Origin of the sequence: Staphylococcus sp. HMSC061G12, from assembly GCF_001838465.1 — a bacterium.
Classification (GTDB): domain Bacteria; phylum Bacillota; class Bacilli; order Staphylococcales; family Staphylococcaceae; genus Staphylococcus; species Staphylococcus simulans.
Genome location: NZ_KV837162.1, coordinates 1 through 20,938, shown reverse-complemented (window position 1 = coordinate 20,938; position 20,938 = coordinate 1). Strand labels below are relative to the sequence as shown.

The following is a 20,938-nucleotide window of genomic DNA, read 5'->3' as shown; positions in this document are numbered from 1 at the left end:
CATATTGTCATTCAGTTTTCAATGTTCATTTTTTTCAGTAACGTTATTTATTGTAGCACTTCGTGTTTTCGAAGTCAACACTTAATTAACATTACTTTTACAATTTTAAAATGTTTTCTTCATTTCCGCAAGAGTAAGTTTTACACTCTTGATAACTCGTCGTTTTTTAGCGACTTTATTATCTTAGCACCTTCAAAGTGTTAAGTCAATAACTTTTTTCAGGTTTTTTAAGTGTTTATTTAACTTGTTTTTCTCGCTCACAAAAATATATTCTAACAGGATTTCAGAAAAACGCAAGAGAAAAACGCAGATTTTTTGAAAAAACCTGCGTTTTATTTAGACTTCTTATTTTTTCATTGTTTTAGTGATAACTTTTTGCGCGATTTGTTGATAAATTTCACCAAGTTGATCATCCGGTTGATAAATAGAAGGTGAAAAATCTTTAGGATCCCATGTAGGTTGTGCTAATGGTAATTGACCTAATAAGTCAGCATTAAGTTCATCTGCTAGTTTTTTACCGCCATCTTTACCAAAGATATATTCTTTATTTCCAGTTTCCTTACTTTCGAAATAAGACATGTTTTCAATAACACCTAAAATAGAATGTTCTGTATGTTTTGCCATTGCTCCAGCACGTGCTGCTACAAATGCTGCAGTTGGATGAGGTGTTGTTACGATAATTTCTTTACTTGATGGCAACATTGTATGTACATCCAATGCCACATCACCTGTACCTGGAGGTAAATCTAATAGTAAGTAATCAAGATCTCCCCATTTTACGTCTGTAAAGAAGTTCGTCAACATTTTACCTAGCATTGGTCCACGCCAAATTACAGGTGCATTCTCTTCAACGAAGAATGCCATAGACATTACTTTTACACCATGACGTTCAACTGGTTTTACTGATTTACCCTCAATGCCTGGTTTATTATCGATACCCATCATATCAGGAACACTGAAACCATAAATGTCAGCATCGATTAAACCGACTTTTTTACCTTCACGTGCTAATGCCACAGCAAGGTTAACTGCTACTGTAGATTTACCTACGCCGCCTTTACCAGATGCAATCGCAATAAATTCAACAGGATTACCTTTTGAAAGCAGACCTTCGATTGTTTGCGGTTGGTCTTCTGCTGGATCATCGCCAGTAAACTTAGCAACCGTTTCAGAATCTAATTCTTCAAAACGAATACCAACTGTATTTGCTCCATTTTCTTTCAATGTTTCAACAATTGCCATTTGCAAGTCTAATTGAGGTTTTCCACCTAATTTTGCCATCGCAATTTTGACACTGACATGTTCAATTTCTTCTTTAATCGTGATATTCACAATACCACCTGTATCTTTAAATGGTACATCTAAAATTGGATCTTTCAGATTCCCCACTAGTTCGTTGACTTGTTCAACTGTTAACAAAGTACGTCACCCCAAATATAAATTAATGTTTACTCTTATTATTTTAACAAACTTAATGTATAAGTGGTAACGAATAATCCAAAGAACTTCCCCTTTCCTAGAAAACCTAAAAAAAACCAGCAAAACAATCTATATATTGCTTTGCTGGTTTTATGTTTAAAGATTGATTCAGTTTTAAATTTTACGTGCATTCATTTGCTTTTTAGTTTCACCTTTTATTCTATCTCTAATGAATAAACCTATAATGAAGCCAATTAATACAATAACTGTCACTACACCAAATGATAAATCCACACCACGCGCAATTGCTTCGCGATGGAATAATTCTTTAGAAGCCACTTCATTTGGATTTGGCGCAAATGTTCTTGTACCTAATGTCATTAATGCAACCATAATCGCTGTACCAATTGATGAAGCCATCATACGAGCGAAGTTCATAATTGCTGTACCGTGTGAAATATCTTTATTCGGTAATGCATTGACGCCCGCTGTATTAAGCGGCATCGCAAGTAATGACACTGAGAACATTCTTAACGCATAAATTAATACAAGATACCAGAATGGTGTATCTACTTTTAAGAATGCTAAGACTCCAGTAAATATAGTCAACATGGTAAAGCCGATAATCACTAATGGTCTAACACCGTATTTATCGTAGAACTTACCGGTGTAGATAGACATCACACCGTTGACCACTGCACCAGGTAATATCACAATACCTGATAAGAAAGCTGATAAGCCCATCGCATTTTGTACATAAATGGGAATCAACAGTGCTGGGCCAATCATTGATGTCATTACGATCATTGAACAAATAGCTGATAGCGTAAATGTTTTGTTTTTAAAGACGCGCAAGTTCAAGATTGGATTCTCGATTGTTAATTGACGTTTCACAAACACCCAAATGACAAATAGGCTGGCAATAAATGGTACATAGAACGTCCAGCTGTCAAAGCCTGAAGAACCCGCACTACTGAATGCTAATAACATTACACCGAATCCGATTGTTGAATAAATCACAGATTTCATATCTAATGTAATATCTTTAGGTTCATTGAAGCTTTTAATACTGATTGCTCCGAAGATATATCCAATTAACGCAATCACAGCTACTGCGATAAATGGTGTACGCCAACTTGAAACATCAATAATCAAACCTGAGACTGTAGGTCCGATAGCTGGTGCGAAGGAAATAACGAGACCAGCTAATCCCATTGCGAAGCCACGTTCATTTTTTGGGAAAAGTGTAAATAAAGTGAATTGCATCAACGGCATAATAATGCCTGCACCCATAGCTTGGATGACACGTGCAGTCATTAAAACACCGAAGTTCGGTGCAATTGCCGCTAATATAGTACCAATTAAAAATATTCCCATTGATGCTAAATATAACGGTCTGGTTTTGATTTTATCCATTAAGAAGGCAGTTAAAGGAATCATGACACCGTTAACTAACATAAAACCAGTTACTAGCCATTGGGATGTGTTCTCTCCAATGTTGAAACTACGCATGATAGCAGGCAGTGCAGTATTAAGTAGCGTTTGGTTTAATATCGCAATGAATGCGCTCGTAATCATAACTGTGACAATCAAATTTCTTTTTTGCTTAGAAATAGTAGCCTGCTCTGGCATAGATATAAACACTCCTTTATAAACTTACCATAATATAATGCACTAAAAATAGTTAGCAAAGCAAACTAATTGCTCATGCAGGTCACTTATTTCTATTCAAGTCTTCACTATCAGGATAAAAGACTTCCTTACATACGTAAAAGAACGCCATAATCAACATAATGACCCAAAAATCAATGTTGATATATGCATAATGAATATGGACTACAAAATAGAACATTACCGTTGTAACGGAGTATGAAATCAAATGAAAGATTTCACCATGAAAATATGGGCTATGCGGTAATTTCTTTTTGAAATAATCCATCAGATATTCTACTAAGAACATTGTGAAGTAACCTAATACAATATAGCTGCCGTAGTAAAATAAGTTTTGGTAGAAACCTTTGTTATATCCGAAATACCCTAGATGCCAAAAAATAAGCAAACGACTCAATCCAAATAATACAAAGCCTAAAAGTGTGAGGAAAATCGCACCGGAAATCACAAACACTAATAGCACAATTAATGTAGATATTAAATTGAATATATTGAATTTCAAGTTTTCCTCACTCCTTTCGCTCTTTCTTTATACACCCGTATAATAACACAATATGATTTAAGTTATTAATTAAAAATATCCCGCATTTCAGCGGGATACCCAATTAGTCGTTTTGCGTTTGATTTCGATAAAAGACTATCCATAATAGGAATAGCATCATAATAAAGATGATAATCAAAACAACGTTATTTAAAATTCTTGCGCCTCCTACAATAAACGGTAAGGCATACATGCCGCCCATGATTGTAGAACCGATAGAATTACCTAAGTTCTTAGAAAGAGAATAAAACGACATCATCCGCTTCATCTCTCTCGGTGACGTTTCCTCTTGCACAATCACACTGTCCTTCGTATAAACAATACCGAAACTTGCGCCTGCTAACATCAATGTTGCGGCTAATAATATCGGTGCTGCATGTGTAACAAAGACAATCACACTACATAACAGTAAAGAAGTGAAGGCAACAAGATACAACGCTTTTCTTGTTAATCCCGCTTCAATACGATGTAAATTGAAGTTAATCAACAACCAAGCTGCTGAAATCGGGAAAACCACAAATCCACTTTGGAGTGGCGATAATCCAATTTCTTCTTGTAAGTATATCGGCATGTATAAGTTATAGCCCATTAAGATCATCGCATATATAAAATCAGTAATAAAAATAATAGTGATGCGACGATTAAATTCTTCAATAGGTAAAAACGGTGTCGATACTTGTTTCTCAACTTTGACAAGTTTATAGGCAAATACGATACCAATCACAATCATGATACCTTTCAACCATAGTGATAACGGTGTTGTAATCGCACCTAATATAAAGATAAGAACTAAATAGAAGAAGAACAGACCTTTTTGATCAAATGCTTCTCCACTTGATACTTGTTCCTCATCAAAAATAAAGGTCGTAAATGCCAACACACCAGCAACCACAGCAATCGGAATATTAATAAAGAATAACCAATGCCATGTCGCAAATTCTAAGATTGCACCACCAAGTAAAGGACCGATAATACTTGAAATCCCCCATACACTGCCGACAATCCCCATTATTTTATATCGTAACGGAATTTCAAAGGCAAGTTTCGGTACAATTTGGCTGAGCACCATCATGACACCTGACCCTAAACCTTGGATAAAGCGAGAGATAATTAATAAAGTAAATGTACTGCTTAATCCAGACATCAAACTACCAACGCTGAATAATAATAGTCCACCAATCGTTACATGTATAAGTTTAAAACGCGAAAGCAACTCCCCGACTAATGGATTCACAATAACTAAGGCAATAAAATAAATTGAGAACACAAGCGAAATCGAGCTCGTCACGTTTAAATCTGTTTTGATTGTAGGCAATGCTAAAGAAATGATAGATGTTTCGATAGCCGCCATAAACATAATTAAAATCAATGCGGTCACTACACCGATTGACTTCAAATCCATTTTCACACTTTGACACCTCTTTCTTTTTCTCAAATAAGAAAGAGGTCAAGGCTTCTATTCAACAAGAGCCTCAGCCTCTCCCCCTACATAAAATATAAAATTCCGATGAAATGACATAACGATGCTATCACAATAAAGATATGCCAGATCATATGAAAGTACGGACGATTCTTTTGTGCATAGAACCATGCACCAATCGTATAAGCAATACCGCCAAGCAAAATAAATAACATAAATTGCCATGAGGCTTCTCTCCAAATAATCGGAAGATATAAAATGCCGACCCAACCCATAATTAAATACATGAACAAACTGAGTTTAGGATTTACATTTTCAGCAATTGCTTTATACAAAATGCCCCATATCGTAATTCCCCATAGCAACACCATTATAATCCAGCCGAACCATCCGCCGACTACGACTAATGATACTGGTGTATATGTACCAGATATTGCTATATAAATCATACTGTGATCGATAATACGCATAATATATTTATGCGGTGAGTTATTTTGCATCACATGATAAATCGTTGATGAAATCAGCATTAAAAAGATACTGATGACATATATAGATACACTGACTGATGCCAATGTACCGCCATGAATATAACTATGGACTGCCGCATAAGGCAATACGATTAGTGTAATCAAAGCCGCTGCCCCATGTGAGACTGCATTACCGATTTCTTCACCAAATGATAAAGGAATAATATCTTTAAAACGATTGAGACCACGTTCACTATGTGTATTTGAAGTCTGTTTCAACTATGACTCCACCTTTACAATTAAATAAGATTTAAGCGTTTTAAATCTTGAGTTGCAGTTTCTACACTATCTTTGCCTTCACGATTTTTTAAAGGTGAAAACTCTTCTTCTCTAGGAACTTGCAGTGTAATAAAACTAGTTGCGTATTTAAAGATATCAAAATAGAACAGTTCAAATTTCAATGCAGGTGCTTTCACTACATTAAAGTCTTCATCTAATTGATTCAATTGTTTGATCGCTAAATGATATGGCAATTCACGATTGACTGCTGATTGGATAAATGCAAGTTTGAACGCATGAATACCGATATTCGCATTATGGAATGCATTTACACCTGAATCACCAAGTTCTGAGTATTCTAAGACACTATCTTTACAGTCAATATTGACTAAACGTCCAACACTTTCACCTTGTTTTGGTTCAATAGATTTTGTGCTGATATCACGATTAGCTTCTGCAGTAAATCCTGCAAAAACTGGATCCAATACACGTGCTAAAACATTATCAATATTGTTCATAAAGATAAACTTCACACCGTCTTCTTCCATTTTATCAAGATAGCCGTATGCATCTAACGCTTTAAATACGCCGCCATTTCCGTTTGGCGTTTCCATGACTTCAGCATTTTCTGTTAAGACAATCTCGCCTTTTTCGTTTAAAGCGACAATATTATCTTGTTTGAAGAAATGGATATAGTCAGGGTTATAGCCAAAATAGTTTTGTTGTTCAAAGAATTCTTGCGTTGCTTCATCATTGATATCGCTAGTCATAATATACCAGTCAATTGTACGTCCAGTTTCTTCGGCTAATTTTAATAGCTGTCTTGCTTGTAGTTCAAATAAGCTGACACCTTCAATTTCAAATGAACCTTTCGGACCATCATAACCAAGACGTGTACCTTGGCCGCCTGCCATTAAGACAACCGCAAATTCACCCTTCTTAATCGCATCGATACCTTGAGCATAAAAGTTATTTAATTCTTCTGTTGAATAATCTTTGCGTACTCTATATTTAACTTCAGTCGCTTCAGATACTTCTTCAGTTTTATTTTGAGATTGTTCTACATAAAGTGATTCATACAAATCTAAAATTGCAGATAAGTCTAATGATTGTAATTTAGAAGCAATATTTTCTTTTTCGTTGGAACTCATTAATTTCTCCAATTCTAACAAATGTTGCTGATTGAATTTCTCTAATTTATTCTTATCTAACATGATACCTCTCCTTAAGTTTCTCCGCGATTACCAAGGGTTCTGCCTTTAAATATGTATTTGGCCAACATAAACCCTTCAATATTCTTGAATTATATCACAAATCAATTTTTCAAGCTTGAACCCCCACTTTAAAAAAGCAGAGGTTCTTAAAATCTTCTTTAATTATGTCGACAACACCTTGTCGTCCATTCTTTTATATATTCAAATGAAACCAGTGCATGAACCATTGATTGATGACTTCGCGGAATATAACATATGTTCCGCCAAAAGTAAATGCAGTGGCCAGTGATAAATCTACCATTCCACCAGTTTTAAATTGCATCGGCAGTTTAACTGATAATGGAAATGGATATAATAACTTAACACCTCTCGGCGTCAACATATCTAGAATGATATGAGAAACCATACCGCCGATAATTGCTGTCATATATACAGGAGGTGTATGTATAGTAGATAACAGCAACGCCACAAGTAGCGTAAATAAAATTGAATGTGTAAATGTTCGATGACCGAACAAAAGACGAACAATTAAGCTTAAAAACTTAAAACGACGCCCGATTTTACTTTGTGCATGACAAATGTCAGGCAATAAGCTTCCAGCCCCTGCTAAGACTACAGTGGTGATAGAAGTAAATAAATCGGGATGATAATAGTTGATGGCGAGTGTTCCTATGAGAAACCCGCATGATAAGTGTGTTTTCCCTGTCATCTCTATACTCCTTTCTAGTTGTTTTATTTTATCACAATTTCTTAATAAACACGAACATATTTTCGGACTGTATGTTCGCTTTTTAATTAGTATGACACATTTATAAAAAAGTATCTCACATTGCTTGAAAACGGTTTCCAAATAGTGTATGATAGCAATACAAAAATAATTAAAGGATGTGTTCCATAATGGCAATGACAGTAAAGAAAAATAATGACGAAGTTCGTATCCAATGGAGAGTAGCAGACATCAAAATCCCAACAGCAGATATTAAAAACATTAGAGAAGATCAAGATATCCATGCGGTACCAGAAGACGATGGCAGAGAGGTATCTCGTATTGGTTCTACATTTGGTAAAACTAACCGCGTTATTATTGATACTGATGATCACGAATACATCATCTTCACTTTCAATGACAAGAAAGTCTATAATGAACTCACAAAATAAATGAATTAAAAAAGTATAAACTAAAACCTTCCGCTTCTCATTCTGAAGTGGAAGGTTTTTTATTGATTAAGTTCTTTTAACTTAATCTGTTAATATATCCCTATTTTCAATATAATACATGCTGCATAGTACGATAATACCTATGATTTGAACTACTGTTATCAAGTGAATATTTGGAATGATAAATCCAATGACTGTAGTTACTAAGATAATGCCAATATACAGAGCTTTTTTCTTTGTAATATTGCGATGTAAAATCGTATCAAAGAATACACCAAATAAGAAAACACAAAATGCAACGGTATAACCGATGCCTTCCGCAAAACTTAAAGGATGATCTGATAAGCCTTTATTCATAATCAAGAAAATAAAGTTTGCAGAATAAATAATGAATAAATGCAAGAACATGGTTAAAAAGCCTGTTGCTTCATCTTTCTCCTGATCCAAGCTACCTTTGTAATGGAACGTATAAATCACAAATAAACTAATGACCATTAAGAAATAGACAACATCTAGTGCTTTAAATTGAGAGAGTTCCATATTATTGACGATTTGAACAATCCCTTCTCCAAATAATAAAATCATAAACAAACTCAGTCGTTCAGTTAAATGTTTAAAAATAACTGGATTCTCTTTAGAAGCATTCGCAAAGAATGCAGGGAATGTCGCTGAAATCACGATACCGATAAAATATACCCAAAAGTTAATGCCTTTAGGTAGAAGTAAACCGACTACCGAAAACATGACTGTTAAAACAAGACCTGTTACATACACCTTTAAGAAACGTGCATTAATAGAATGGTCCACAAATTTATAACTTAAAATATACTGAATTATAATACTGATAAAGATAACTGTAGTTGTTGATGCAAACGCAACAAATGTTTCTTGGAAATTACCATTAATCGCTTTAGACAGATATAAAATCAGAAACATATCTATAAATAAAAAGACATATTGATACCATTTCTGTTCAAAGAATCGATTGACCAGCAATGTATGATAAATCCAAATTGAGAAAAATACTAAAAACAACATAAAATTTTTGCCAAGACTTTCCAAGTCCACTAATGAAGTAGAAATATGTTCCACTGTAATATTAATCGTCGAAAGTACATAAACAAAGACCAAATCAAAAAACAGTTCGGCCATACCGACTTCTTTTTTCTTCATTCACTTTTCCCCTATTAATTAAGATTCTTCTTTTTCTTTTTAAATATTGTACCACATGTTTTATAATCAAAATACTGATAACTACACACAATGAACATACAAAAAACCGGGTAAAGAAGATTAACAATAATTTTGAAAGGATGATAGTCTTGTATATTGTCACAAACCAAATAGAAGTGAAAAAAGGCTTTGCTGAAAAAATGGCAGGTCGCTTTACTTCCAACCCTCAATTAAAAGAAATGCCAGGATTTCATCGTGTTGAAGTTTCTTTAGTAGAAGGTGATCAAAAAGATACTGAGTTCATGCATGTTTCAACATGGTGGGCATCTCAAGATGATTTTGAAAATTGGAAGAATAGCGATGCTTTCAAACAAGCACATCAACGCCCTAAATCTTCTGAGTCAAATGCCTCATCAGAATCTCCTGTTATCGGAAACAACGTAGTAAAATCTCGTGTGTTATCCTCTTTAGGTACATTAGAATAATAAAAAAGCTGAGTCGAGCAGTTTCTACTGCAAGACTCAGCTTTTATATTTAGAAGTATAAATGTGCCATTAAGGCAATAATTGGTAATACGATAATCGTTCTGAATAAGAAAATCACAAATAATTTCCAGACACTGACAGGAATCTTAGAACCTAAGATAACCCCACCGACTTCTGATAAGTAAATTAATTGTGAAATACTCAATGCACCGACAACAAATAAGGTAATTTGACTCTTCACACCATCAATTAAAATTGAAGGTAAGAACATATCCGCAAATCCGATCAACATAGTTTCAGATGCTCGTTCTGCTTCAGGAATGTGTAAGAGTTCAAGCAGCGGTACAAAAGGTTTCCCAATAATCTCAAAGACAGGTGTATATGTTGCGATAATCGTCGCAAGTGTCCCGATTGCCATAACAACTGGTAAAATTGCGAACCACATATCTGCAACAGTGACCAAGCCTGATTTGAAGAATTGTAAAAGGCCTGGTGATTTGATTCCTTTTTCAGTCGCTAGATTAAATCCATGTTTGAAAGCTGATACGCCTTCAGGATTAGATTCATCTTTCGCATATTCACTGTTTTCAACTGCATATTCTTCTGGTACACTGCGTAACGGCCAAATTCTCGGCATAATCACTGCAGCAACTAAACAAGAAACGATAACTGTTAAATAGAAATAGAAGAAATGATTCTGCATCCCTACTGTTTCAGCCACTACAATCGCAAACGTCAGTGAAACAACACTGAATGTTGTTGAAATAACGGTCGCTTCACGTCTAGAGTAAAAGCCTTGATCATATTGCTTACTCGTAATGATAACACCAACTGTACCATCACCGATAAATGATGCAAGGTTATCCACTGTAGAACGGCCAGGCAAAGTGAATAATGGTCGCATGACTGGTCTGAAAATCGGTCCTAACATTTCTAATAAACCGAATTCCATAAGTAACGGTAAAAAGAGTGCCGCAAAAAAGAACACTGAGAATAACGTCGGCAATAAACTAGAAAAGATTAAATTTCCAGTATCGTCTGAATAAATCACTTTTGTACCAATATGTAAAAATGTCATCCATGCAAACACTACCGCTAATAATCTGACAACCAACCAAATCGGCGTCACATTAAACGTATTATTCAATAACCCATCAGACTTTAAGCGCTTCTTTAAGAAAGTCGAACAGCATAAAGTCAAAATACCAGATAATGTAATTACAATTAAAATTAAATACGGCATTGCTGGACCTAATACGTCCTTCAACCAACCTGCTAAAAATGCTACCAATAATGTCGTTTGTTGCTTTCCGTCTTGTGTCACCGGCACCGGTACTAAGAACAACATGATACCGAGCAATGACATGATAATGAACTTCAAACGTCCCTTGAAGATTTCTGATTTTGTATATTTTTCCATAGTCTCTCCCTTTCATTACAATACATTATAAGCGTATTGTAATGGTTAAGCAATAAGAATTTTAATACTTATACATAAATCTGTATAAATTTAACACCTTCAAATTCTAATACCCCAACTTCCCCTATAAAAAAACTGCCTCTCATGTTAATAAGAGACAGTTGTCTATTTCCCTATTACATTTTGCGTAAAACATAAATAAAGTATGGTGCACCGACAATCGCAATAATCACACCGACTGGAATGTCTAACGGCGGGTGAATGCCGCGTGCTAATGTATCACTGACTATAATTAAAATCGCACCGACTAATCCAGACATCATAATGATATGAATATGTTTATGGCCAACAATCGAACGTGCAATATGTGGTGCAATCAATCCTAAGAAACTCAGTCCGCCGACAACCGCAATAGAAGAACCTGCCAGCATAACCGCAAGTATCAACATTACCATTTTAACTGAACGAACTCTCGTACCAAGCGCAGTCGCTACTTGATCACCTAAATGAATAATATCTAAACGTTGCGCAAAAAATAAAATAAGCGGTACGGTCACAATAAACCATGGCAAGATTGAAATCACATGGTCCATGGAACGTCCGAATAAACTTCCTGTTAACCATACTAAAGCTAAGTTAGCTTCTAATGGGAAACGAATGAGTAAGTATTGCACAATTGCCATACAAATCGCACCGATGGCTAAACCGATTAACGCTAAGTTTGAACCTTGTACTTCTTTACGTGCGATTAAATAAGATAATAATAAGCTGATGACTAAAGCTCCGATAAACGAAGCAACCGGCAATACATAAATCGGTGCTTTCGGGAAGAGAATCAAGACTGAAACAGCTGCTAAACTCGCACCTTTAGTAATCCCGATAACATCTGGTGATGCTAAAGGATTTCGTACAACACCTTGAATTACTGCACCTGAAATTGCTAAACTGCTGCCGACTAATAAACCAACATAAAGTCTTGGTTCTCGATATTCATTGACGATAAAGTCATCTTGCATAATCCAGCCTTTGAGGGCTTGAAGCGGATTTACAAATACGGCACCCACACATAATGAGAAGATGGAAACGACGATCAATATCGCAATCACAATTATATATTTACGCCCTAAATGTCTTGTCATACTCGTTTCACTCCTCTCAATGTTAAGCCTAAGAAGTAAACTGCACCGACGAAGGATGTCACAATACCGACCGGTGTCTCAAATGGAAATGCAATTAAACGGCTGATGACATCTGATAATAATAAAATGGCAGCACCGAAAATCATCGTTAGCGGTATAATCACAAAGTAATTATGAGAAGTATAATATTTTACAATGTGCGGAACAATCAAACCGATAAATCCGATAGGTCCGGCAATTGAAACGGATGCTCCGGCTAAAATTACCACCAACACCCCTAACAATAATCGTGTTAACTTAATATTTTGACCTAGTCCTCGTGCTAACTCATCGCCAAGTTCTAACACTGATATTTGACGTGCCATGAATAGTGCACCGATGAACGCACCGATAATCCATGGTGTGATAGACAATACATCTCCCCATTTCAATGTTGAGAGTGTACCGACTAACCAGAAATAAACTGTCGTTGTAGAATCTTCATTTAATAAAATGATACCTTGTGTCAAACTTGTAAAGAACAAATGAACCGTCATACCAGCTAAAGCTAATTTGACTGGTGTCATGCCTTTCGTTGAGTCAGACAACATATAAACAATACTACCGCCAATAAACGCGCCGATAAACGCAAGTAATGTTGAAATTGAAGTCAATGCCGGAAAAATGACTGTAATCACAACAATAATAAATGATGCTCCGGCATTCACACCGAAGATTTGTGGAGATGCCAATGGGTTACGCGTCATTGCCTGCATAAATAAACCAGCAACTGCTAAAGCTGCACCAATCAATAGCCCGCCTGCCATTCTTGGCATACGGATATTATGTATAATAAATGTATTTTTCGTGTCATGATGCCATATTAAATAATCTGCAATATCTTTAAATTTCATATGTGTTGTGCCGACAGTCAAATTGAAATACATCACGATAAAAAGAAAGCACACACTCCCGATAAAGAGGAGTGTGGTGCGTTTTCTTTGTTTCTTTTCAATAAGGCTGTGGCTAGATTGGTTTGTCATAGCCATTCACCCTTCTAATCATCTTAATCGCTTATTTGTTGTTTTGTTCTTTAGATAGTTCTACTAACTCTTTCGCAATTTCTTCTGATGAAATTAAACCACGAGAACGAGACCAAGTACTACGATCTACAGTGTAAACACGTTTATGTTTAACTGCGTCGATTGTTTGCCATACTTTGTCATTTTGTTGTTTTTCTAATAATGGTTTATCTTTTTCATCAATCATGATGAACATTTGTTTTGGATTTACTTTCGCAATTTGTTCCGTACTCATTTTCAAGTATGGACCATCTAAGTATTTAGGTAAATCTTTTGATACATCTTTATTTAATGCTTCTTTAAAGCCTAATTGATGGAACACTTGACCAACATAAGATTTATCTGAGTGCGCCATAATATCTGTTTTAGTTAATACAGCAGGTAAAGCAGCTAAGTCTTTATCTAAAGTAATATCTTTTGAGTATTTATCCATTTTCTTATTATGTTCGTCTAAACGTTTTTCGCCTTCTTTTTCTTTATTCAAGGCTTTTGCGATTGTTTTGAATGATTCGATGTTTGCATCATAGTCACCATCAAAACTTGGTAATAAGATAGTTGGTGCAATTTTGTTTAATTCTTTATAAATACCTTTATGGCGTTGTGCATCCGCAATAATCAAGTCAGGTTTTTCTTTACTGATTACTTCTAAGTTTGGTTGTTTACGTGTACCGACTGATTCGTAATTTCCGATTTTCTCACGGATAGGTTTGATAATACGATCTTTTTTATTATCGTCTGCAACCCCTACAGGTTTCACATCTAATGCAGCTAAAGCATCAACGAATGAATATTCTAAAGCAACGACACGTTTCGCATCTTTTTTCACTTTCGTTGTGCCCGCTTCATTTTTTACTGCGATTGTATCATCTGAAGATTTACTATCAGACTCTTTTGAACTATCTTTGCTGTTATTGCCGCAAGCCGCAACGACAGTCAAAGCAAGTACTAACATAAGAATACCAAGAAACTTTAATCTATTCATGTTTCCACTCCTTCATATTGTTAGATGCTCTATGAGACAACAAATGAAATGTAGCTGAAGGTCAACTCAGTTATCTTTCTCGTGCCAAGTTATGTATGAAGGTCGTATGTATCTACGTACCATCCATTTAGATATATCCCATTTATCGCTCATTCAATCATCTTACTTTTTATTTTATTGATAACGATTCTCAATGTCAACATGGTTTTAGCAATAATAAACAAAAAACCGAACAAATTTTGTTCGGTTTACAATATTGTCAATTTTTTTGCCTATATCTATCAAGGATTAATTTGAACATGGTCATGATTGACTTCAAAATGGTCCACTAAAATTTGTACACCAGCATCTCTGATATACACATGTTTCAGCGTCTTTTGATACATACTTTGTGCTAATGCATTATAACCTAGCGTAAACTCAATGATATCTCCTGTTTGATAATAATCTGTGTTTTGTAAATCAATCATGAGGTGATCACTTGTCGCACCCATAATTTTCACTTGATCATTTAAAGGAGTAATATCTTCTATCACAGTATCAATATGACCGATGTCTAAGATGGCCTGTAAATATGAACGATCGTGTTGAATATCTATTCTTGGTTTGACTTCTATAATTTCTGCTTTCAAAGTAATCGCATTTTGGAAGAGATAATGAATCGGCTTTTGATCTACTGTACTGATACCGCGAAACAATGACTCACCTATTCTTAAATGGTTAATTCTGCCGAACGTACAATAATCAAGTAATGGTAACGCACTTGAGTTGCCACCTGAAATCATTTTTAAAGTATAACCCGTTTCTTTTTCAACTGCTTGTACAAATTGATTCATACGTAAAATATCTTCTTCAGTCGGCGGAATATCTAAAAAGCACATAAAATTAAAAGCCAGTCCTGTTAAACATATATGAGACATATACATGATTTCTTCTATGTACTTAACAACGTCATACGTTAAGACACCTTCACGACTGTCCTTCCAATCTACCATTAATAATATTTTATGTTTTTTGCCCATTGATTTTGCAGTTTCATTCAATAAGCGAATTGTTTCAAGATCCGTTTGTATACTAATATCAGTTTTCTCAACACAATCTTCTAATTCACTGCGATTAGGCGTGCGGATCAACATATAAGAGAGTGCACCGTCATGAATTTGGTCAATATTGACCATACGTGCGTCACCCATCTGATCAAAACCAAGTGTTTTCAATGATTCAACAATCAGCTTATCTCCAGCGATACATTTAATCACTGGCATCATTTCTAAATTTCTTTGTGCCAATTTTTCTTTCAACATCAATGCATTGAATTGGATTTTGGCTAAATCTATTTCTACATAAGCCATGGGGTTCACTCTCCTTCTTTCAATGGGTTATCTAAAATCGTATTTACGTATTTTTTTACTTTGCCTTCCATGCGCATTCTTAATAAAGATTTCACAGTAATCGTCGGTCCAAAGAGAATTTGGTTCAAGACTGTCGCATGTGGTTTATTCGGATCAATCGCATGGCGTGTAATTTCTTGAACAATCGTAAACAACTCTTGTTCTGTCACATCCTCATGCTGACTCAAATGACAAATTAATTCACCCATTTGATTTTGAATGACTGCGTGTTGGAATTTCGCAATCACCGCTTCAATATCTTCCGCAATTAAGCTTTCATTTTCAACTTTGACGTTTGGAATTTTCTCTTCCATCGTTTCTAAATCTATACGAGAGCCGCCTAAATCTCTCACCATAAAGGCCATTTTATAGTCCTTGCCAAGTTTCACAATTGTATTTTGCATGTGCGCTTCTAACGCAATGCCATACTCTTGGATATAGGCAATTAATGGTGGAATTAAAGTATGTGCATAGACTGTCATGAAATGCTTGATTGATTGTGCTGAAATTTCACGATCAACCCATTCTAAGTAACTGTCCACCACTTTCATGTCATCTACAGGATTTTGATTTACTAAACTTGCGGTTACTACAGTTACACCTTCACCATCAATCATCGGGCGTTCTCTGACAATATAAGCTAATTGTCGCGCTTGGTCTGGTTCAATAGCCGCATGTAAGCCGAACGGTTCTCTCGCCACTTTAAGTTGCGGATAGACGTTCAACATATCTTGTAATTCATAACTTAATTTCGGTCCATCTACTGTCGTGACTGAAGAAACCGTACGAATGGCACTCGTTGCCTGAACTTGAACCGGCAATTTAATATGATAAGGGCGCTCTAATAACGCCATCGTTCTAAATGATAAAGTTGCCTTTGACTTCAAAGTGATGGGTGTCGGTATTAAACGTTGTTCCTGAATCCAAGTTTTAAATTGTTCTACAATGACATGTTCATATTGCCAAGGATGAATTATGACAATTTCAAAGTCATCGATATCATAACCGAGCGCTTTCGCATAATCTTTCAATTGGGCTTTATCATCTTTTAGAACTTCATTCAATATGAAATCAGGATCAGAAGAAGCACTGGTTGTCACTGCATCTTCTTTTCTCAGCAACATGACTTTCAATGGAATGATTTGTTCGAACTCTGGCGCATAACGCATCACTTCTTCGTTCGTTAAAGGCAGTTTGGTTTTGGATAATGGATGAGTCGGATGTCCTTCGACAACTAAACTCTCTGAATATAATAAATCATCCATTTCGCCTAATGCATTCATATGCGACATCCAAGCAAAATAATTCAAACTGACTGGCATTCTCGAAAATTTCATACTATCTTGAATGAGCTGATGACGTTTCTCCATTTGCGCATAAGTTAAATCAAAGCCACGTCGACTATGAATCAACTCTTGTTTTAAACGAGTCGGGAACGCTACTTCAAAATCTTGTTCTAGCGTGTCGATTAGTTGTTCTAAGGATGCTATCGTCTGTTGTTTGTCTCCCTCTTGCAGTTCCAGCGGCCCTTCCATTTGATAGCGTTCAAATGCATATACACCATTAATGCTGACTGAGAGTACTTTACCTTGATATTGAACTTCTAACCGATGATTTTGTTTCGTAATACGTGTGCCTTCGTTAAAAATGTGTTCTTTAATCATGGCGTTGAACACACGATGCTGCATATTGATATCTGCTTGTTGTAATGTTGTTTGTCTCATATTACACTTCCTCTATTCTTAAGTTCTTTCATCCCATAAAAGAGCGCTGCAATGAGTAATGTACTAAGACCCATTGTAATAAATGTCGGTACAATGCCGATAAGTTCTGTTAACGCACTCATAATAACTGCACCTAATGGAATCATGCCGCGATCCATCATCACAATACTTAAAATTCTGCCACGTCTTTCAGGTTCAATATGTGTTTGAAAATATACACGATTCGTTGTCCGTGCACATTGACTAAATAAACCGATTAAAAAGATAAAGCCGAACAGCAGAATTGTATTCGGCATAACTACCATCAGTAATGCGATACCAAACAGGATAGAACTTAAATAGTATACATTAATTGAATAAAATAATTTCAGTATCTGCGGCAATAATAACGTTGCGGTAATACCACCGATAGCACTGAAGGTCATTGCGATGCCAAAGACTGAAGCCTGACCAGGAAAATTCAAACTGGTTAATACCGGTAATAAGGTGGTATAAGAGAAGCCAGTGGCCATAATCAACAATGACGTAATAAAGATATGGAGTCCTTGTCCATGTGTTTTAAAATAATCTTTGACGACCGTTGCAGAGAAACGTGCTGCACCTTCTTCATCTGAAGCTGAAGCGACTTTGAAATGAAGTGGCAAGCATAACAGCATAGCACCTATGTAAACCAAGGTTTGTGCTAAAAATGCATATTTCACATTCAACACTGCGATAATGCCCCCTGCAATCGCTGGTCCGATTGATCGACAAATATTAATGATAAACGAATGATACGATACTGCTTTGACTGTACTGATTTTATCAGATAAATCAGGCAAAATCGCCTGTCTGACAGGTGTCTCTACAGCATTAAGTATGCCCCTTAAACAAGCATAAATCAAAATAATATATATAGGTAATTCCCTGTATTCAAAGCTCAACAAACATAAGATTGCTGTTAAAGTTGTAGAACCTGTGACAGTTATTCGAATTAATCTCCCTCTATCGAATTTATCAGCTAAAGCCCCTGCCCAGATACTTAGAAATAAGATTGGTATCAGTCTGACGAAATTGACCAATCCCAAATAAAAAGCATTGTGATATTGCTCGTATACATACCAATTTAATGCGATTTGTCCGATCCAATTCCCCAAAAACAGTAGGAATGAACTTGGGAAAAAATATTTTGCCATTTTTTATTCCACCTGTCTTTTTAATTGATAATGATTATCATTACCGATATGATGGATTATACAAATCTTTAGTTGTTTTGTAAAATAATTAAATAAGAGGTGTATTATGGAAAATATATTACAACAAACAAATGAACAACCTATAAAGCTCACAGCAGAAGAACAATCTGCTTATGATTACCTTTCTGCATCCCACCCACAATGGGCTGAGCAATTTAAAGCTATTTTACTAACTGCAAGAGACTTGGTTACGAAACGTTTAGTCGTTTCAATTTATCGAGAAAATATGGTCAATCAAGGCCGACAAGCACAAATTATAAATAATACAGATTTACCTTTTGAGTTATCATCGAACACAGGCAAAGTCATGAAGATGGATTGGCCGACATCTAGACTGACACTCTATGCGCCAATTTCAGGATTTCATGCTTTTGATCGTATTGATATGGATGGTCCATTTTATTTCACAGAAATGGATAAACCAGAGACACACCAACGCATTATGCATCCAGAAGAAGTATTAGAAGTGATTTTAACAGAAGCACCTAAATTCAAAGGACCAGCAAGTGATCAATTCAGTGACGATATGATGAATAGTGTAGCCAATATGGCACTCGCACTCAGCTATCAACATATCACTTTAAAAGATGATACACGTGCTATGTTCGATATTATCGCACACGCATCAGATAGTTATTTACGTTCTGAACAATCAGTCATTGAAGGTCACCCGCTTCACCCAGGTGCTAAATTACGCAAAGGTTTAACACCACAAGAAAACATTCAATATTCTTCTGAATTCCAACAACCCATTGCATTAAAATGGATTGCGGTACACAATGACCTCGTTCGTACACAAACACTTGAGCATACATATAACGAAACGCTCTTTAAAAACTTCGAAGGTTTAGAAAGTGCCTTTAACCAAGCAATCCCTTCAGATGAATACAATCATTACAGCATTATTGTGTTACATCCTTGGCAATATGATGAGATTTTGGAACGTGACTATGCTCAAGAACTTGATGCAGATCAAATTAAGACAATCCCTTACGAAACATCTTATTATGCGGGACTGTCATTTAGAACTTTAATGCCGAAATGGCCAGAAACAACACCGCATGTCAAACTCTCAACCAATGTGCATATTACCGGAGAGATTCGAACATTGTCAGAACAAACAACATTTAATGGTCCTCTTGTGACGCATATCGTTAACCAGATATTGACTGAAGACCCTTTATTTAAAGATATTCAAGCTTCTGGAATTTCTGAACTAGCGGGTATTCATTTCTATCACAAACAAGATCAAGGCGACTATCAAACAGAACGCAGTGAACAGCTTGGTTCACTCTTAAGAGAAAATGTTTATCACTTAACAGCATCTGATACTATTAATATCATTCCATCAAGTTTAGTAGTTAGTAATCCTAACGCTGAAATTGCAGTGATAAATTCGTTAATTGAACGTTATCAAAATGCGAAGCAAACAGAATCTTTTGAAGCTGCTTCAGAAGCTTGGCTTGCTGAATATGCGCAAGCATTAGTCGATATTGTGATTCCATTAATGGTGAAATATGGTATTGCTTTAGAAGCACATTTACAAAATGCAGTGGCTTCATTCAATGAAGATGGCAGCTTAAATCATATGTTCATTCGTGACTATGAAGGTTTACGTATTGATGAACAACAACTCAACGACAGTGGTTTCTCAACAGAACATTTCCATGAAAAATCACGTATCTTAACTAGCAAATCAACTTCTGTATTCAACAAGGCGTTCTATTCAACTATCCAAAACCATCTTGGAGAGCTAATTTTAACAATCGCGCAACATACACAAGAAAGCGTGATATCAGAAAACAAATTATGGGATGTCGTTAAACAGATTACACAAAAGAAATTCAATCAAATGCAAGCAGATCATACGATTGATAATGAACGTTTAGCTGACATCAAACACACATTCTTTGCTGAAACGATTGATTATAAATGTGTTACTACTATGCGCTTAGAAGATGAAGCACATGACTATACGTATGTAAAAGTTAAAAATCCTTTAGCAACAGAATAAAAAATGTATCAAAAAGAGGGCGGTATTTTGAAGTTATCTTCAAATCCGCCCTCTTACTTATTTATATTACTAAATCACGATGCAACGCTGAATTATTGTAAACCTTTATCTTGGTTCTTTTGTTGCTCTTGATTATTTTTTT

The 20,938-nt window shown here is 35.6% G+C and carries 18 protein-coding genes; 3 read left to right on the top strand and 15 right to left on the bottom strand.

Annotated elements, in window-relative coordinates:
- Window positions 1-345: 345 nt before the first annotated feature.
- From HMPREF2937_RS12260 to HMPREF2937_RS12230, 7 genes are all read right to left on the bottom strand, one after another.
- Window positions 346-1,419 (bottom strand): Mrp/NBP35 family ATP-binding protein, encoded by a 1,074-nt coding sequence (locus HMPREF2937_RS12260; RefSeq protein WP_002479500.1) that lies wholly within the window; start codon window positions 1,417-1,419, stop codon window positions 346-348.
- 174 nt (window positions 1,420-1,593) lie between these two features.
- A complete protein-coding gene (locus tag HMPREF2937_RS12255) occupies window positions 1,594-3,051 on the bottom strand; it encodes an MDR family MFS transporter (RefSeq protein ID WP_002479502.1) in 1,458 nt (485 codons plus the stop codon).
- An 82-nt stretch (window positions 3,052-3,133) separates the two neighbouring features.
- On the bottom strand, window positions 3,134-3,592 hold the full coding sequence (locus HMPREF2937_RS12250) for a SepA family multidrug efflux transporter (protein WP_002479503.1): 459 nt from the start codon (window positions 3,590-3,592) through the stop codon (window positions 3,134-3,136).
- 103 nt (window positions 3,593-3,695) lie between these two features.
- On the bottom strand, window positions 3,696-5,033 hold the full coding sequence (gene sdrM / locus HMPREF2937_RS12245) for a multidrug efflux MFS transporter SdrM (protein WP_037556160.1): 1,338 nt from the start codon (window positions 5,031-5,033) through the stop codon (window positions 3,696-3,698).
- An 83-nt stretch (window positions 5,034-5,116) separates the two neighbouring features.
- A complete protein-coding gene (locus HMPREF2937_RS12240; RefSeq protein WP_023014942.1) occupies window positions 5,117-5,800 on the bottom strand; it encodes a PAQR family membrane homeostasis protein TrhA in 684 nt (227 codons plus the stop codon).
- A gap of 20 nt (window positions 5,801-5,820) precedes the next feature.
- Window positions 5,821-7,014, bottom strand: coding sequence for a UTP--glucose-1-phosphate uridylyltransferase (locus HMPREF2937_RS12235; RefSeq protein ID WP_070864702.1), 1,194 nt, complete (start codon window positions 7,012-7,014; stop codon window positions 5,821-5,823).
- A 193-nt stretch (window positions 7,015-7,207) separates the two neighbouring features.
- The gene (locus HMPREF2937_RS12230; RefSeq protein ID WP_002479507.1) at window positions 7,208-7,723 is read right to left on the bottom strand and encodes a metal-dependent hydrolase; all 516 of its coding nucleotides are present in this window, start codon (window positions 7,721-7,723) and stop codon (window positions 7,208-7,210) included.
- A gap of 188 nt (window positions 7,724-7,911) precedes the next feature.
- Between HMPREF2937_RS12230 and HMPREF2937_RS12225 the strand changes: the two genes are divergently transcribed.
- On the top strand, window positions 7,912-8,172 hold the full coding sequence (locus tag HMPREF2937_RS12225; protein WP_002479508.1) for a SunI/YnzG family protein: 261 nt from the start codon (window positions 7,912-7,914) through the stop codon (window positions 8,170-8,172).
- 81 nt (window positions 8,173-8,253) lie between these two features.
- Here HMPREF2937_RS12225 and HMPREF2937_RS12220 read toward each other — a convergent pair whose 3' ends face one another.
- Window positions 8,254-9,345 carry a low temperature requirement protein A gene (locus HMPREF2937_RS12220; protein WP_070864699.1) on the bottom strand — a complete coding sequence of 364 codons (1,092 nt, stop codon included), beginning with the start codon at window positions 9,343-9,345 and terminating at the stop codon, window positions 8,254-8,256.
- A 149-nt stretch (window positions 9,346-9,494) separates the two neighbouring features.
- On the opposite strand from HMPREF2937_RS12220, the gene HMPREF2937_RS12215 reads away from it, so the two are divergent.
- The gene (locus HMPREF2937_RS12215; RefSeq protein ID WP_002479510.1) at window positions 9,495-9,830 is read left to right on the top strand and encodes a heme oxygenase; all 336 of its coding nucleotides are present in this window, start codon (window positions 9,495-9,497) and stop codon (window positions 9,828-9,830) included.
- A 49-nt stretch (window positions 9,831-9,879) separates the two neighbouring features.
- Here HMPREF2937_RS12215 and HMPREF2937_RS12210 read toward each other — a convergent pair whose 3' ends face one another.
- The 7 genes from HMPREF2937_RS12210 to HMPREF2937_RS12180 all read right to left on the bottom strand — a co-directional run bounded on the left by HMPREF2937_RS12210 (window position 9,880) and on the right by HMPREF2937_RS12180 (window position 18,722).
- A complete protein-coding gene (locus HMPREF2937_RS12210; protein ID WP_070848474.1) occupies window positions 9,880-11,250 on the bottom strand; it encodes a YjiH family protein in 1,371 nt (456 codons plus the stop codon).
- A gap of 176 nt (window positions 11,251-11,426) precedes the next feature.
- Window positions 11,427-12,389 carry a FecCD family ABC transporter permease gene (locus HMPREF2937_RS12205; RefSeq protein WP_002479512.1) on the bottom strand — a complete coding sequence of 321 codons (963 nt, stop codon included), beginning with the start codon at window positions 12,387-12,389 and terminating at the stop codon, window positions 11,427-11,429.
- Window positions 12,386-13,411, bottom strand: a complete 1,026-nt coding sequence (locus HMPREF2937_RS12200; RefSeq protein ID WP_002479513.1) for a FecCD family ABC transporter permease — start codon at window positions 13,409-13,411, stop codon at window positions 12,386-12,388. The genes HMPREF2937_RS12205 and HMPREF2937_RS12200 overlap by 4 nt, the downstream gene beginning before the upstream one ends.
- 31 nt (window positions 13,412-13,442) lie before the next feature.
- Window positions 13,443-14,432 carry an ABC transporter substrate-binding protein gene (locus HMPREF2937_RS12195; protein ID WP_002479514.1) on the bottom strand — a complete coding sequence of 330 codons (990 nt, stop codon included), beginning with the start codon at window positions 14,430-14,432 and terminating at the stop codon, window positions 13,443-13,445.
- A gap of 281 nt (window positions 14,433-14,713) precedes the next feature.
- Complete coding sequence (locus HMPREF2937_RS12190; protein WP_070864697.1) at window positions 14,714-15,784, bottom strand: alanine racemase; 1,071 nt, start codon at window positions 15,782-15,784, stop codon at window positions 14,714-14,716.
- 5 nt (window positions 15,785-15,789) lie between these two features.
- Entirely contained in the window at window positions 15,790-17,547 is a 1,758-nt protein-coding gene (locus HMPREF2937_RS12185; protein WP_070864695.1) for an IucA/IucC family protein, read from the bottom strand.
- On the bottom strand, window positions 17,544-18,722 hold the full coding sequence (locus HMPREF2937_RS12180; protein ID WP_002479517.1) for an MFS transporter: 1,179 nt from the start codon (window positions 18,720-18,722) through the stop codon (window positions 17,544-17,546). The genes HMPREF2937_RS12185 and HMPREF2937_RS12180 overlap by 4 nt, the downstream gene beginning before the upstream one ends.
- A gap of 106 nt (window positions 18,723-18,828) precedes the next feature.
- Between HMPREF2937_RS12180 and HMPREF2937_RS12175 the strand changes: the two genes are divergently transcribed.
- Complete coding sequence (locus HMPREF2937_RS12175) at window positions 18,829-20,796, top strand: IucA/IucC family protein (RefSeq protein ID WP_070864693.1); 1,968 nt, start codon at window positions 18,829-18,831, stop codon at window positions 20,794-20,796.
- Window positions 20,797-20,938: the final 142 nt, after the last annotated feature.

What these genes read in the sequence shown, in the direction of transcription:
- HMPREF2937_RS12195 (WP_002479514.1), bottom strand. Translation starts at nt 14,432, where the DNA reads ATGAATAGATTAAAGTTTCTTGGTATTCTTATGTTAGTACTTGCTTTG.
- HMPREF2937_RS12185 (WP_070864695.1), bottom strand. Translation starts at nt 17,547, where the DNA reads ATGAGACAAACAACATTACAACAAGCAGATATCAATATGCAGCATCGT.
- HMPREF2937_RS12205 (WP_002479512.1), bottom strand. Translation starts at nt 12,389, where the DNA reads ATGACAAGACATTTAGGGCGTAAATATATAATTGTGATTGCGATATTG.
- HMPREF2937_RS12220 (WP_070864699.1), bottom strand. Translation starts at nt 9,345, where the DNA reads ATGAAGAAAAAAGAAGTCGGTATGGCCGAACTGTTTTTTGATTTGGTC.
- HMPREF2937_RS12230 (WP_002479507.1), bottom strand. Translation starts at nt 7,723, where the DNA reads ATGACAGGGAAAACACACTTATCATGCGGGTTTCTCATAGGAACACTC.
- HMPREF2937_RS12180 (WP_002479517.1), bottom strand. Translation starts at nt 18,722, where the DNA reads ATGGCAAAATATTTTTTCCCAAGTTCATTCCTACTGTTTTTGGGGAAT.
- HMPREF2937_RS12200 (WP_002479513.1), bottom strand. Translation starts at nt 13,411, where the DNA reads ATGACAAACCAATCTAGCCACAGCCTTATTGAAAAGAAACAAAGAAAA.
- HMPREF2937_RS12255 (WP_002479502.1), bottom strand. Translation starts at nt 3,051, where the DNA reads ATGCCAGAGCAGGCTACTATTTCTAAGCAAAAAAGAAATTTGATTGTC.
- HMPREF2937_RS12225 (WP_002479508.1), top strand. Translation starts at nt 7,912, where the DNA reads ATGGCAATGACAGTAAAGAAAAATAATGACGAAGTTCGTATCCAATGG.
- HMPREF2937_RS12190 (WP_070864697.1), bottom strand. Translation starts at nt 15,784, where the DNA reads ATGGCTTATGTAGAAATAGATTTAGCCAAAATCCAATTCAATGCATTG.
- HMPREF2937_RS12235 (WP_070864702.1), bottom strand. Translation starts at nt 7,014, where the DNA reads ATGTTAGATAAGAATAAATTAGAGAAATTCAATCAGCAACATTTGTTA.
- sdrM (WP_037556160.1), bottom strand. Translation starts at nt 5,033, where the DNA reads ATGGATTTGAAGTCAATCGGTGTAGTGACCGCATTGATTTTAATTATG.
- HMPREF2937_RS12210 (WP_070848474.1), bottom strand. Translation starts at nt 11,250, where the DNA reads ATGGAAAAATATACAAAATCAGAAATCTTCAAGGGACGTTTGAAGTTC.
- HMPREF2937_RS12175 (WP_070864693.1), top strand. Translation starts at nt 18,829, where the DNA reads ATGGAAAATATATTACAACAAACAAATGAACAACCTATAAAGCTCACA.